Here is a 13,208-nt window from a genome sequence, read left to right on the forward strand (position 1 = left end):
CTCGTCGGGTGGACGTGACGCCAGGTACCGGCGCGGGGCCCGGGCCCGGGTCAGGCCAGCTTGATCCGCTGGAGGTCCTCGCCGACGATCACCTTGCCGCTGTACCCCCGCTGTGCCCACTTCTTCCACTTGTGGGCGTCGATCGGGTTGCGGGCGACCTCGGAGATGTGCGAGAGCACGAGCATGTCGACCCCGGCCCGCTGGGCGATCGGACCGATCTTCTGGACCTCGACATGGGACTGCAGCAGGTGGTCGACGAAGACCGCCGGGGCGTCGAGCCCCTCGACGCTGATCGCCTCGTGGACCAGTACGTCCGAGCCCTTGGCCAGGGCGATCACATTGTCGCTGTAGGTCGTGTCGCCGGAGAAGGTGACCGAGCCGTGGTCGGTGTCGAAGCGGAAGGCGAAGGAGGGGAACACCGGTCCGTGCGGCACCAGGATCGCGGAGACCTTCACACGGTCGTCCTCCATCACGACGAACGGCTTCATCGCGGGCGCGGTGTTCTCGTAGGTGGCACCGGCCGCGGGGATCTCGATCTCGTGCACATCGGCAAGGGCGCGGATGTCCTGGATGCCCATGTCGCGCAGGAAGACGTTCGTGCTGTAGGCGTACGCCGCGTGGCAGTCGTCGGTCAGCGCCTTCAGGCCCGGCGTCGGGACGGACGGGCTGACCGTCGGTGCCTGTCCGCCGCCGAACTTCGGCGGGAGCCCGCCGGCGGGACCGGGACCGTAGACGGGGACCGGGCGGGTGAGATTGTCGTGCTCCTGGTTGGGAACGCTGCCGCCGAGCAGGAAGAAGTTGTAGTAGTCGGCGACGTGGTCGGCGTGGAGATGCGTGATGAAAATGCCGCTCAGGGACGCCAGCGTGAGACCGGACCGCACGTACTGGGTGACGGCCGAGCGCCCGCAGTCGATCACGTACGTCGCGCCGTCCACGACGAGAGCGGTGGAGATCCCGGCCCGCAGCGGGTCCACCGGAGGGCCCGCCTTGGTACCCAGCAGCACCAGCTCCAGCGCACTCGACGAACCCTTGCCGGGCCCCCGGCCCGAGGGCTGGGCACGGGTCTCCGCCGCCGCCGCTGTCGCGCCGGAGAGGCCGAGGACCACTGGGGATATGCCGAGGGCGGTCAGCACGGAACGCCGAGCGACCCCGCTTCCGGTATCGGCAGGCGATTCAGGACCGCACAGATTGCACATGATCATCCGCCTTGGTGTGTGTAATGGGCTGGTCGAGTCGTGCGCTGTCGTCGGCAGTTCGCGATATTGGCCTGCGGCGCCGAATTGCCGGGAAGAGTGGCACGCCCGTTTGAGGCGGAGCAATAGAAGCCGGAGGCCCTGATATGCCGCCCGCCTGTCGGCCGGTGCTGCCCCACGAAACCGCGATGCGACCCGGAGGTCGCCCCTGACCAGCCGCTTCGGGCCGCACCGGATGGATGGGACAAAGCGGGAGCCTGGCCCCATGTGATACAGGTCACACCATTTCCCTCTCACTCCGCGAAACCCGCGCCGGGCTTTCCCGCCCGCTCCCATACAAAAACCGATGGGGGGCGGCAAAGAATTTTGTATGGAATGCCGCCCCGAGCTGCGGCAGCCCGGCCCGTCAGGTCCTCGCGGGCGCCGCGCCGGCTCCTCGGCTCGCCGGCCCCGGACCCCGGACTCATCGACGCCCGGGCCGCTCGTGCGCGTGTTCCGGACGGGTACACCGGGCGGTGCGGGGTAGAACGGCTGATGGCTCCCTCGCTACGGGGGTCGGGGATGCCCGTGATCAAGGGCTGTTCCCAGGCATGGACGAAGGAATATCAGTATGGCCAGCGGCACCGTGAAGTGGTTCAACTCCGAAAAGGGCTATGGCTTCATCGCTCAGGACGACGGAGGCCCGGACGTCTTCGCCCACTACTCCGAGATCCAGGGCGCGGGCTACCGTGAGCTGAACGAGGGCGACCATGTCACCTTCGACATCGGCCAGGGCCAGAAGGGCCCGCAGGCACAGAACATCGTCAAGGGCTGACCGCTCACGATGATGCAAGGCGGGTTGCCGAGCAGGCAACCCGCCTCTTTCGTGCCGTCGCGGTCTCAGCAGTGGGCGTACTCGTGCGGGCGCAGCAGCATGGCCACGGCCATCGCCGGGAGCATGAGCAGGTGGCCCCACAGCATCAGGGCGCCGGCGTCGATGAGCTCGAGCGACAGCGGCACGAACAGCACGAGGAAGGGCGCGTACATGGCCGCGCCCATCTCGGCGATGGGCCGCCGGCGGTGGCCGCGGAACTTCATCCACGCGGACATGGCCACCGTCATGTTCGTCGCCATGATCAGCGCGCCGGTGTAGGGGTTGTGCATCGCTCCGGCGGCGCCGAGGGCGTCGAGGCCGGCCATCCAGACCGGGTGCAGGACGATCATGCCGACGGCCATGGCCACGACCATCTCGGCGAAGTGCAGGGCGAATTTCTTGGCGCTCAGACGGTGGCCGCTGTGCGCCGCCCCGTCGGTGGGCGCGGGGACCGCGGTCGGGGTGGCGGTTCGGTCGTGCACGGATGTCTCCAGAGGTGGGTGCGGGTCACGGAACGAGGGTGTGCCCGGTCCCGTCGACCGCGGCGGCGATGTCGGCGCGGTCGACGGGCTGGGAGGCGGCGACGGTGACGGTGCCGGTGGCCGGATCGACGGTGACGGACTCGACGCCGGCGACGCTCGAGATCTCCTCGGTGACGGAGCGGACGCAGTGCGCACAGGTCATACCGGTGATCCCGAAGGTGGTTGAGCCGATGAAGGTGCGGGGGGTGCCGGAGAGCAAGGGATCTCCTCGATGCGGTGGTGACAGTGCGGGTCGGGTGGCCCGCGGTCCGCGGGCGGGGGGTGACCGGTACTCGGTCCGCGTCCTCACCGGCCGGGCGACGAGGCCGCCGGGACCCGTATCCGCCAGGCGACCGTGACCAGCCAGCTCATCCACACCACGTCCAGGACGAAGGCCAGCACGATGGCGATCGACTCCGTCGAGGAGAAACCCACGGAGCCGACCACCCAGCCCTGCGCCAGGTAGCTGAGGCCGGAGAGCCCCATCAGGAGGACCACCGGCCGCGGGATCCAGGCCGTCCGCGCGGCGGCGACCGCGAACAGGAGCAGAGCGAGGCCCAGGGCGAAGTTCTGGTAGCTCCTGACTCCCCACTCGAGCCAGCGGACGGCCTCGGCGCTCGCGAAGCGCGCCGCCTTCTCGGGGTCCGGGGCGCCCGCCCAGGCGTTCACGGCCTGCTTGAGGGCGACCCCGTCCACTGCCTGGAGGGCGCCGTACAGCGCCAGCGTCGCCGCCGCGCAGGCGGCACCGAAGCGGCCCGCCCACATCGCTGTCCTGCTGTGGGCGTCCACGGCGAAGAGCAGGGCGAACAGCCCTGCGAGGAGGACCGCCATCCCCGCGAACTGGCCGAGATGCACCAGTGTCCACATCCCGCTGTCGGCGTAGGCGGCGAACACGGCGTGGTGGTCGTTCGCGTCCCCGCCGGTGTGGAACTGGGTGATCGCGATGTACAGGAGCTGTCCGGTGAGGAGCAGCGTGGCGGACAGCCGCAGCGCCGTGCGACGCGTCAGGGGTTCGGTGTGTGCGGGGGTGACGCCCGGAACGGGCAAGGTGCTGTACGGCAAGGGGAACTCCTCAAGGTCTCATGATGAAGCCGGGCAGGTTGAAGAGTCGGTGTGAGAGAGGGTGTGTCGCACCGGGAAAATCGCCGGGTTCTCCGCCGGGCCCGCGCCCGGGGCGCCGGCGAGGGCGCCGCCCTCGGCGGGCGCCGGCGAGGGCGGCGAGGGCCCGGTCGTCACCGGTGAGGTCGCCGGGTCCTGGTCCGGGGCCGGTCCGGAGCGTTCGGTACCGTGGGGCGCGTGCTGGCCGGACGGGACCCTGAACGCGCGGCGATCGCCGCCCTGCTCGACGCCGCCCGCGCCGGCCGCGGTGGTGCGCTGGTGGTGCGCGGCGTCCCCGGGGCCGGGAAGTCGGCGCTGCTGGACGACGCGTCGGCGACCGCACCGGACCTGCGGGTGCTGCGCACCTCCGGCGTGGAGTCCGAGTCACCGCTGGCCTTCGCCGCGCTGCAGCGGCTGCTGTGGCCGCTGCGCACCCGCGTCGGCGCCCTGCCGGTGCCCCAGGCCGCGGCACTCCGCGCGGCGATGGGTGAGGCCGAGGGCGAGGGTGACCGCTTCCTCGCGTTCCTCGGCACGCTGAGCCTGCTCGCCGACGCCGCCGAGGAGTCACCGCTGCTGGTCGTCGTCGACGACGCGCACTGGCTCGACGACGCGTCGTCGGCGGCGCTGCTGTTCGCCGCCCGCCGTTTGCAGGCCGAGCGTGTGGCGCTGCTGTTCGCCGCCCGTGACGGCGACGCCCGCCGCTTCGAGGCCGGGGACCTGCCCACCGTCGTACTCGGCGGCGTGACCGGCGCCGACGCCGACGCGCTGCTGTCCCACCGGGCCGGGACCGGCATCGACCCGGCGGTGCGCGACCAGTTGGTCGCCGGCACCGGCGGCAATCCGCTCGCGCTGGTCGAGCTGGCGGGGGTGCTCACCGCCGGCCAACTGACCGGCCGGGCGCCGCTGCCCACCCCGCTGCCGCTGACCGGCGGCGTGGAGCGTGCCTTCCTCGACCGCTACCGCCGCCTCGACGAGGCCGCGCGGCTGTTCCTGCTGGTCGCCGCGACCGACGACACCGCGCGACTGACCGTGGTCCGCGACGCCGCCGAGCGTCTCGACGCCACTGACGCCGCCCTGGACGCGGTGGAGCGGTCCGGGCTGCTGCGCGTGGACGGAGACGCCGTCTCCCTCCACCACCCGCTGGTGCGCTCGGCGGTCTACCGGGCGGCCACCAGCGCACAGCGCCGGGCCGCGCATCGTGTGCTCGCCGACGTGCTGACCGGCGACCCCGAACGGCGGGCCTGGCATCGGGCCGCCGCGGCCGACCGGCCCGACGAGGGCGTCGTCGCCGCCCTCGACCAGGTCGCCGAGCGTGCCGCTGCGCGTGGCGGTCATGAGGCCGCGTCCGCCGCGTGGGCCCGTGCCGCCGAGCTCACCGCGGGTGGTGAGGCCCGCGGGCGGCGGCTGTACCTGGCCGCGTCCTCGGCCTGGCTGGGCGCGCACGCGTCGCGTGCGTCGGCGCTCGCCCGGGCCGCCGCGGCGGACGTGACCGATCCGGTGCCGCGGGCGCGACTGCTCGCGTTGCAGGGGCAGATCGAGTGGAACACCCGCTCGCTGAACGACGGCTACGACCTCGTCCTGCGGGCCGCCGAGGCCGCCGTCGGCGTGGACGCGGAGCTGGTGGCCCAGTTGGCGATGCTCGCCGCGTCGCTCGCGGCGTTCGGCGCCCGGTCCCCGCGCGCGGTGGACCCGACCGCGCTGGTGGCCGGCCCCGCGCCCAACTCGCCGCCCCGGGTCCGGGCCGCCTGGGCCCTGCTGCACGGCTTCGGTGCCGTCGCCCGCGGCGACTGGGCGGCTGCCGCGGAGTCCTTCCGGTGCGCGTTCACCCTCACCGAGGCCGAACCGGTCGACGACCATGTGCTGCAGCCCAATCTGGGCATCGCGGCGATGCTGATCGACGACGACGAGCGCGGACTGCGGTTGCACGAGCAGCAGTTGACCACGGCCCGCCGCGACGGCGCGCTGACCATGGTCGAGCACGCCCTCACCCGCGGCGTCCACTTCCAGATCGCCACCGGAGCCTGGTCGAGGGCCGCCGGTTCCGCCGCCGAGGCGCTGCCGCTGGCCGCCGGGACCGGTCACCCGGGGCTGACCGCGCTGCCCACCGCCCAACTCGCCCTGGTCGCTGCGCTGCGTGGGGACGACACCGCCGAGCGGCACCTGGACGAGGTCGCCGAGATCCGGGACAAGCACCAGGTCGGCATCACCGACGGCCTCGTCGCCGACCTGGCGCACTGGGCACGAGGGCTGCGCGCGGCCGCGCGGCCGGCGACCGCGCTGCACCACCTCGAACAGATCACGGGACCGGCGTGGCGCCGCCTTGCCGCCCTCGACCTGTTCGATGCCGCCGTCCGCGGCGACCGGCGCGACCTCGCCCTCGCCTGGCTGGCCGAGCTGGAACAGTTCGCGGCGGGCACCGGTCTGCCGGCCGCGACCGCGGTCGTCGAGCACGGCCGCGCCCTGCTCGACGCCGACGGCGACGGCGACGCCGAGGTCCACTTCCGGCGGGCGCTCGCCGCGCACGTCGGCTCCCCGCGGCTGCCCGACCGGGCCCGTACCCACCTGGCCTTCGGCGAGCACCTGCGCCGCGCCCGCCGACGAGTCGACGCCCGCGAGCAACTGCGCACCGCGCTGGCGCTGTTCGAGGACCTCGGCGCCGGCCCGTGGGCCGAGCGGGCCGCGCAGGAGCTGCGCGCCGCCGGGGAGACCGCCCGCCGACGCGACGTCACCACCGCGACCGGGCTGACCCCGCAGGAACGCCAGGTCGCCGCCCTGGTCCGGCAGGGCCTGTCGAACCGGGACGTGGCCGCGCAGCTGTTCGTCAGCGCGCGCACCGTCGACTTCCATCTGCGGAACTGCTACGCCAAGTTGGGCATCAGCTCCCGCGCCGAGCTCACCGCCCTCGCACTCGACGTGTGACCGGCGTCGCGGGCGCCGCGCGGGAGTGAATCCCGGCCGATTGGCGCCCACCCCATTGACGCGCCCGCCTCCTCCCCCTACGTTCCACCGTCGAAGCGCTTCGACGTCACGCATCGAAGCGATTCGACGATTGCTGTGTGACGTCCCTGAGTTCCATCCGACTCCCCTGGAGGCACGCGATGTTGACGGCACGAAGGCGTGTGGTGGCGACGGCGGCGGTCCTCACCGGATCCCTGCTCCTGGTCTCCTGCGGTGGCTCGGACGGCGGTTCCTCCGACGGCAGGACGCTCCGGCTGTGGCACTACGAGGGTCCGGACAGCGCGATGGGCGCCGCCTGGAACGAGGCCATCAAGGAGTTCGAGGCGAAACACCCGGGCGTGAAGGTGAAGTTCGAGGAGAAGGGCTTCGAACAGATCCAGAAGACCGCGCCCATGGTCCTCAACTCCTCCGACGCGCCCGACATCATGGAGTACAACAAGGGCAACGCCACCGCGGGCCTGCTCTCCAGGCAGGGGCTCCTCACCGATCTGACCCCCGAGGTCACCAAGCGCGGCTGGGACAAGGAGCTCAGCGCGGGAGTGAAGACCACCAGCCAGTACGACACCAACGGCGTCATGGGCTCCGGCAAGTGGTACGGGATACCCAACTACGCCGAGTACACGATGGTCTTCTACAACAAGGCCCTCTTCAAGAAGTACGGGGTCGCCGAGCCGAAGACCTTCGACGACCTCACCGGCGCGATGGACGAGTTCGTCGCCAAGGGCGTCACCCCGCTCGCCAACGCCGGTGCCGAGTACATGGCCCAGCAGTACCTGTACCAGCTGGCGCTGTCGAAGGCCGACCGCTCCTGGGTCGACTCGTACGAGCTCTACCGGGGCAGGACCGACTTCCACGACGCCGCCTGGACGTACGGCGCGACCACCTTCGCCGACTGGGTGAAGAAGGGCTACATCAGCAAGACGTCCAGCGGCACCAAGGCCGAGGACGCGGGTGTCGCCTTCATCCAGGGCAAGAACCCGATCCTGTTCAGCGGAAGCTGGTGGTACGGCCGCTTCACGGCGGAGAACAAGTTCGACTGGGGCACGGTCCTGTGGCCCGGTTCCGACCTCACCCTCGGCTCGGGCGGCAACCTCTGGGTCGTCCCCCGGGGCGCCAGGAACAAGGAACTCGCGTACGACTTCATCGACATCACCATGTCGAAGAAGATCCAGAACCTGCTGGGCAACAAGGGCGGCGTGCCCGTGGCCGCGGACCCGTCCGCCATCACCGACCCGCGGGCCAAGACCCTCATCGCCGACTTCAACACCGTCTCCGGCCGCGACGGTCTCGCCTTCTACCCGGACTGGCCCGTCCCCGGCTTCTACGACGTCCTCGTCTCCGAGACACAGAAGCTGATCACGGGCAGCGCCACACCGGACGCCTGTCTCGACGCGCTGCAGAAGGCGTACGACACGGGTGCGCCGAAGAAATGACGGCCACCGTCGAACGGGGCTCGCGGGCCCTCGGCGCTCACCGGCACAGCGGCGCGCGCCGGCCCCGCCCGCACCAGTCCTACGCCCTCTTCCTCGTCCCCGGTGTCCTCGCCTTCCTCGCCGTCGTCGTCGTCCCGTTCCTGATGAACACCGGTGTGAGCTTCACCGACTGGCAGGGGGTGGGCAGTCCCCGGTGGTCCGGGCTGGCCAACTACCGCGAGCTGATGGACGACTCGGAGTTCTGGGCGTCGTTCCGGCACAGCCTGTTCATGGTCGTCGCCATGGCCGTCGTGCCGACGATGCTCGGACTGGTCCTCGCCGCCGCGCTGTTCGACCACATCGGCAAGCACTTCGGCAGCAGGACGGCCACCGTCCTGCGCGCCTGCTTCTACCTCCCCCAGGTGCTTCCCATCGCGGTCGCCGGCATCGTCTGGAGCTGGATCCTCGCGCCCGACGACGGCACCCTGAACGCGCTGCTGAAGGCGGTCGGGCTCGGCTCCTGGCAGCAGGACTGGCTCGGTGACCCGGACATCGCCCTCTACAGCGTGATGGGGGTGATGGTGTGGGTGCAGATCGGCTTCCCGCTCGTCGTCTTCATGGCGGGGCTCCAGCGCGTCGAACCGCAGTTGTACGAGGCGGCGGAACTGGACGGCGCCGGCTGGTGGCGCCGCTTCTGGCACATCACGCTGCCGCAGATCAGACCGGAGATCTCCGTCGTGCTCACCTGGTGCAGCATCGCCGCGCTCAAGGTCTTCGGCGCGGTGTACGTCCTCACCAAGGGCGGGCCGGGCGGCGCGACGGACGTCCCGTCGTACTTCTCCTTCACCACGTTCTTCGAGAAGACCCAGGTCGGTTACGGTGCCGCGATCTCCACCGTGCTGACCGTGATCATCATGCTGCTCTCGCTGATCGGCCTGAAGCTCCAGACCCGTGCCGAGGACGCCGAGGAAGGTGCCCGCGCATGACGACGAGTGCCCTGCGCCGCTACCCCGTTCTCGTGGCCCTCTGCATCGCGGCCCTGTTCATGGTGGTGCCGTTCCTGATCGTCGCCGTCAACGCGGTCAAGTCACCTGCCGAGTACTCCCAGCACGGACCGCTGAGCCTGCCGAGGGGCCTGTACCTGGACGGCCTCAAGGACTTCTGGCAGCGCGTCGACTACGGCCAGAAGCTCCTCAACTCGGTGCTGATCAGCGGCTGTGTGGCGGTCCTGGCGGCAGCCCTGTCGATCCTCAACGCGTACGCCATCGGCATCGGCCGCGTCAGGGGCCGCACCTGGGTGCTGGCCTTCTTCGTCCTCGCCAACATGCTGCCGCAGGAGGCGCTGGTCTACCCGCTGTACTACCTGAGCAAGCAGGCCGGCCTCTACGACACCCGGCTGAGCGTGATCATCGTCTTCACGGTGCTCCAGGCGGCCTTCGGCACTTATCTGCTCTCCTCCGTGCTGGGGCGGTTCCCGCGCGAGATCATCGAGGCCGCCCGGATCGACGGGGCGAACCGGTGGCAGGTGCTGTGGCGGATCGTGGTCCCCGTCAGCCGGCCCGCCATCGGTGTGCTGCTCGTGTTCTTCTTCATCTGGACCTGGAACGAGTTCCTGCTTCCCCTGGTCATGCTGATCTCCAACGACAATCAGACGGTGTCGGTGGCGCTCGGCGTCCTCCAGGGCCAACGCCTGATGGACGCCACGATGACCAACGCGGCGGCCCTGCTGGGCGTCCTGCCCGCTCTCGTCTTCTTCCTCGTCTTCCAGCGGACTCTCACCCGCGGCATCGCCGTGGGTGCCGTCAAGTAGGGGGCACGCGCTTGAAGTTCACCGACGGCTACTGGCTGCTGCGCGAAGGCGTCACCGCGGCCCACCCGGTCGAGGTCCTGGACGTGACCGCCTCGGCGGGAGCCCTGGAGATCCACGCGCCGACCCAGCCCATCCGCCACCGCGGCGACCTGCTGAAGGGACCGGTCGTGACGATCAGCGCCCATGCGCCGATGCCGAATGTCATCGGCGTCACGATCACCCATTTCCAGGGCGAGCAGCCCCGAGGGCCGCGGTTCGAGGTGCGGCGGGACGACCTTCCGGGGCCCGGAGGACGTCCCCCGGAAGGCGGCACCGCGCAGGTGGAGTACGACGACGAGCACGCCACCCTGACCTCCGGAAGGCTGTCGGTGCGCATCGCCCGCACCGGCCCCTGGCACGTCGACTTCCTCGCCCACGGCCGTGTCCTCACCAGCAGCGGCCGCAAGGGCATGGGCATCATGCACGACGCCGACGGCGCCCACTACCTGCGGGAGCAACTGAGTCTGGGCATCGGCACCTCGGTGTACGGCCTCGGCGAACGCTTCGGGCCGCTCGTCAAGAACGGCCAGGTCGTCGACATGTGGAACGCCGACGGCGGCACGGCGACGGAACAGGCCTACAAGAACGCCCCGTTCTACCTGACGAGCGCGGGATACGGCGTCTTCGTCGACCATCCGGGCAAGGTGTCCTTCGAGGTCGGCTCGGAGGCGGTGTCCCGGGTCCAGTTCAGCGTGGAGAGCCAGCAGTTGACTTACTACGTCATCCACGGGCCCACCCCGAAGGACATCCTGCGCACGTACACGGCCCTCACCGGCCGCCCGGCGCTCCCGCCCGCCTGGTCGTTCGGCCTGTGGCTGTCCACCTCCTTCACCACCTCGTACGACGAGGCCACCGTCACCTCCTTCATCGACGGCATGAGGGAACGCGAACTGCCGCTGTCCGTCTTCCACTTCGACTGCTTCTGGATGCGCGAGTTCAACTGGTGCGACTTCCGGTGGGATCCGCGGGTCTTCCCCGACCCGGAGGGCATGCTGGCCCGGCTGAAGGCCAAGGGCCTCCACATCTGCGTCTGGATCAACCCGTACATCGCGCAGCGCTCGCCCCTCTTCGCCGAGGGGAAGGCCCTGGGCCATCTGCTCAGAAGACGCGACGGCAGCGTGTGGCAGTGGGACCTGTGGCAGCCGGGCATGGCGCTCGTCGACTTCACCAGCCCGGCCGCCCGCGACTGGTACGCGTCCAAGCTGGAGACGCTGCTCGCACAGGGCGTCGACTGCTTCAAGACCGACTTCGGCGAGCGGATCCCGGTCGACGTGGCCTACGCGGACGGCTCTGACCCGGAGCGGATGCACAACTACTACACGTACCTGTACAACCGCACCGTCTTCGAGGTGCTGCGCAAGCACCGGGGCGAGGACGAGGCGGTGGTCTTCGCGCGCTCGGCGACCGCCGGCAGCCAGCGCTTCCCCGTGCACTGGGGCGGCGACTGCGAGGCCACCTACGAGTCGATGGCCGAGTCGCTGCGCGGCGGGCTCAGTCTCGGGCTGTCCGGATTCGGGTTCTGGAGCCACGACATCGGGGGCTTCGAGGGCACCCCGACCCCGGCGCTGCTCAAACGGTGGATCGCCTTCGGACTGCTGTCCTCGCACAGCCGGCTGCACGGCTCCTCCTCGTACCGTGTGCCCTGGCTGTTCGACGAGGAGGCCGTCGACGTCCTCAGGCTCTTCACCCGGCTGAAGATGCGCCTCATGCCGTACCTGTACGCGGCCGCCCGCACCGCCCGCGCGGAGGGGGTGCCGATGATGCGGGCGATGGTGCTGGAGTTCCCGGACGACCCCGGCTGCGCGCATCTGGAGCGGCAGTACATGCTCGGGCCCGATCTGCTCGTCGCTCCGGTCTTCGACGACGAGGGAGACGTCTCGTACTACGTGCCCGAGGGCACGTGGACCCACTTCCTCGGCGGGCACACCGTGACCGGCCCGCGCTGGGTGCGCGAGCGGCACGGGTTCTCCAGCGTTCCGCTGCTGGTCAGGCCCGGTGCGGTGATCCCGGTGGGCGCGGTGGACGACCGTCCCGACTATCCGTACGCCGACGGGGTCACCCTGCGCGTGTACGAACTGGGGCCCGGGGCGCGGGTGGACGTGCCGGTGGGGGACGTGACCTTCAGCGTCGTCCGGGAGGGCGACACGCTGCGGGCCTCCAGCAGCGACCCGGCCGCACCCTGGGCGCTGGCCTGCGGGGAGCGGACCGCGCGGGCGCCCGCGGGCACCGGATTCCTGTCGCTGGAGCTGAACGCGGCCTGATGGTTCCTCCCCCACTGGAGCTGGACTGACCATGGTGAAGATCACGGACGTGGCACGGCACGCGGGTGTCTCCCCGAGCACCGTCTCGTACGCCCTCAGCGGCAAGCGCCCCATCTCCGAGGAGACCCGGCAGCGCGTCGAGGCGTCCATCCGCGAGCTCGGCTACCGGCCGCACGCCGGTGCCCGGGCGCTGGCCAGCAGCAGGTCGAACGTGCTGGCGCTGGTCGTCCCGCTGCGCTCCGGCATCCATGTCCCGGTGGCCATGCAGTTCGCGGTGTCGGTGGTGACCACCGCGCGCGGGCACGACCACGAAGTGCTGCTGCTCACCCAGGAGGAGGGCGACGAGGGACTGCGCAGGGTCGCGGACACGGCCCTCGTGGACGCGCTGATCGTCATGGACGTACAACTGCGCGATCCGCGGCTGCCGTTGCTGCGGTCGCTCGACCGGCCCTCGGTGGTGATCGGGTTCCCCCTGGAGCCCGGCGGACTCACCTGCGTCGACCTCGACTTCAGGGCGGCGGGCGAGCTGTGCGTGGAGCGGCTGGCAGGACTGGGGCACCGCGTCGTCGCGCTGGTCGGGTCGCCGCCCGAGGTGTACGTGCGGGAGACCGCGTTCGCCCAGCGGGTGGTGGAGGGGTTCACGGCCGCCGCCGACCGCAACGGGCTCTCGTCCTCCGTCCACCCGTGCGAGGCCACGCCCGCCGACGCCCGCCGCGTCGCCGAGCGGATGCTGCGCGGGCAGCCCGCGCTGACCGGGGTGGTCGTGCACAACGAGGCCGTCCTGGAGCCGCTGATCGACGCCTTCGAGCGGCTCGGACTGCGCGTCCCCGGTGATCTGTCCGTCACCGCGATCTGCCCCGACGAGCTCGCCGAATCCCTCCGCGTCCCCCTCACCTCGGTCGCCCTGCCGTCCACCGAACTGGGCGCCCTGGCCGTGGAGTTGCTGATGAAGAAGCTGGACGGCACAGCCGTACCCGAGGCGACGCTTCTGCCGCCCCGGCTGACGGACCGCGCGAGCACGAAGCCGCGCGACGTCCCCTGAAGTTCCTCACCCGCAAGGCAC

Annotated in this window: 11 protein-coding genes; 7 read left to right on the top strand and 4 right to left on the bottom strand. The window is 71.0% G+C overall.

All coding sequences use genetic code 11. The features are described from left to right. Positions 1-50: 50 nt before the first annotated feature. Entirely contained in the window at positions 51-1,133 is a 1,083-nt protein-coding gene (locus ACIP4X_RS27790; protein WP_358730283.1) for an MBL fold metallo-hydrolase, read from the bottom strand. A 670-nt stretch (positions 1,134-1,803) separates the two neighbouring features. On the opposite strand from ACIP4X_RS27790, the gene ACIP4X_RS27795 reads away from it, so the two are divergent. Then, positions 1,804-2,007, top strand: coding sequence for a cold-shock protein (locus tag ACIP4X_RS27795; protein WP_358730282.1), 204 nt, complete (start codon positions 1,804-1,806; stop codon positions 2,005-2,007). A gap of 65 nt (positions 2,008-2,072) precedes the next feature. On the opposite strand, the gene ACIP4X_RS27800 is transcribed toward ACIP4X_RS27795, so the two are convergent. From ACIP4X_RS27800 to ACIP4X_RS27810, 3 genes are all read right to left on the bottom strand, one after another. Then, complete coding sequence (locus ACIP4X_RS27800) at positions 2,073-2,528, bottom strand: hypothetical protein (protein WP_358730281.1); 456 nt, start codon at positions 2,526-2,528, stop codon at positions 2,073-2,075. A gap of 25 nt (positions 2,529-2,553) precedes the next feature. Continuing rightward, positions 2,554-2,787 carry a cation transporter gene (locus ACIP4X_RS27805; RefSeq protein ID WP_391457649.1) on the bottom strand — a complete coding sequence of 78 codons (234 nt, stop codon included), beginning with the start codon at positions 2,785-2,787 and terminating at the stop codon, positions 2,554-2,556. Between the two features lie 86 nt (positions 2,788-2,873). After that, positions 2,874-3,629: a hypothetical protein gene (locus ACIP4X_RS27810; protein ID WP_358730279.1), complete on the bottom strand. Its 756-nt coding sequence runs from the start codon at positions 3,627-3,629 to the stop codon at positions 2,874-2,876. A 234-nt stretch (positions 3,630-3,863) separates the two neighbouring features. Between ACIP4X_RS27810 and ACIP4X_RS27815 the strand changes: the two genes are divergently transcribed. The 6 genes from ACIP4X_RS27815 (at position 3,864) to ACIP4X_RS27840 (ending at position 13,187) form a co-directional block, all read left to right on the top strand. Further along, positions 3,864-6,584 (top strand): LuxR family transcriptional regulator, encoded by a 2,721-nt coding sequence (locus ACIP4X_RS27815; protein ID WP_358730278.1) that lies wholly within the window; start codon positions 3,864-3,866, stop codon positions 6,582-6,584. Between the two features lie 179 nt (positions 6,585-6,763). Beyond that, on the top strand, positions 6,764-8,056 hold the full coding sequence (locus tag ACIP4X_RS27820; protein WP_358730277.1) for an extracellular solute-binding protein: 1,293 nt from the start codon (positions 6,764-6,766) through the stop codon (positions 8,054-8,056). Beyond that, on the top strand, positions 8,053-9,021 hold the full coding sequence (locus ACIP4X_RS27825; protein WP_358730276.1) for a sugar ABC transporter permease: 969 nt from the start codon (positions 8,053-8,055) through the stop codon (positions 9,019-9,021). Before ACIP4X_RS27820 ends, ACIP4X_RS27825 begins: the two co-directional genes overlap by 4 nt. Then, entirely contained in the window at positions 9,018-9,845 is an 828-nt protein-coding gene (locus ACIP4X_RS27830; protein ID WP_401351119.1) for a carbohydrate ABC transporter permease, read from the top strand. The genes ACIP4X_RS27825 and ACIP4X_RS27830 overlap by 4 nt, the downstream gene beginning before the upstream one ends. A gap of 11 nt (positions 9,846-9,856) precedes the next feature. Next, positions 9,857-12,145 carry an alpha-xylosidase gene (gene yicI / locus ACIP4X_RS27835; protein WP_358730274.1) on the top strand — a complete coding sequence of 763 codons (2,289 nt, stop codon included), beginning with the start codon at positions 9,857-9,859 and terminating at the stop codon, positions 12,143-12,145. A 31-nt stretch (positions 12,146-12,176) separates the two neighbouring features. Next, complete coding sequence (locus ACIP4X_RS27840) at positions 12,177-13,187, top strand: LacI family DNA-binding transcriptional regulator (protein WP_401351122.1); 1,011 nt, start codon at positions 12,177-12,179, stop codon at positions 13,185-13,187. Positions 13,188-13,208: the final 21 nt, after the last annotated feature.

The sequence above is a fragment of the Streptomyces sp. NPDC088817 genome, assembly GCF_044750345.1.
GTDB lineage: Bacteria > Actinomycetota > Actinomycetes > Streptomycetales > Streptomycetaceae > Streptomyces.

Bases quoted from the DNA above. Each gene is read 5' to 3' on its own strand.
- ACIP4X_RS27840 (WP_401351122.1), top strand. From the start codon at position 12,177: ATGGTGAAGATCACGGACGTGGCACGGCACGCGGGTGTCTCCCCGAGC.
- ACIP4X_RS27820 (WP_358730277.1), top strand. From the start codon at position 6,764: ATGTTGACGGCACGAAGGCGTGTGGTGGCGACGGCGGCGGTCCTCACC.
- ACIP4X_RS27825 (WP_358730276.1), top strand. From the start codon at position 8,053: ATGACGGCCACCGTCGAACGGGGCTCGCGGGCCCTCGGCGCTCACCGG.
- ACIP4X_RS27830 (WP_401351119.1), top strand. From the start codon at position 9,018: ATGACGACGAGTGCCCTGCGCCGCTACCCCGTTCTCGTGGCCCTCTGC.
- ACIP4X_RS27795 (WP_358730282.1), top strand. From the start codon at position 1,804: ATGGCCAGCGGCACCGTGAAGTGGTTCAACTCCGAAAAGGGCTATGGC.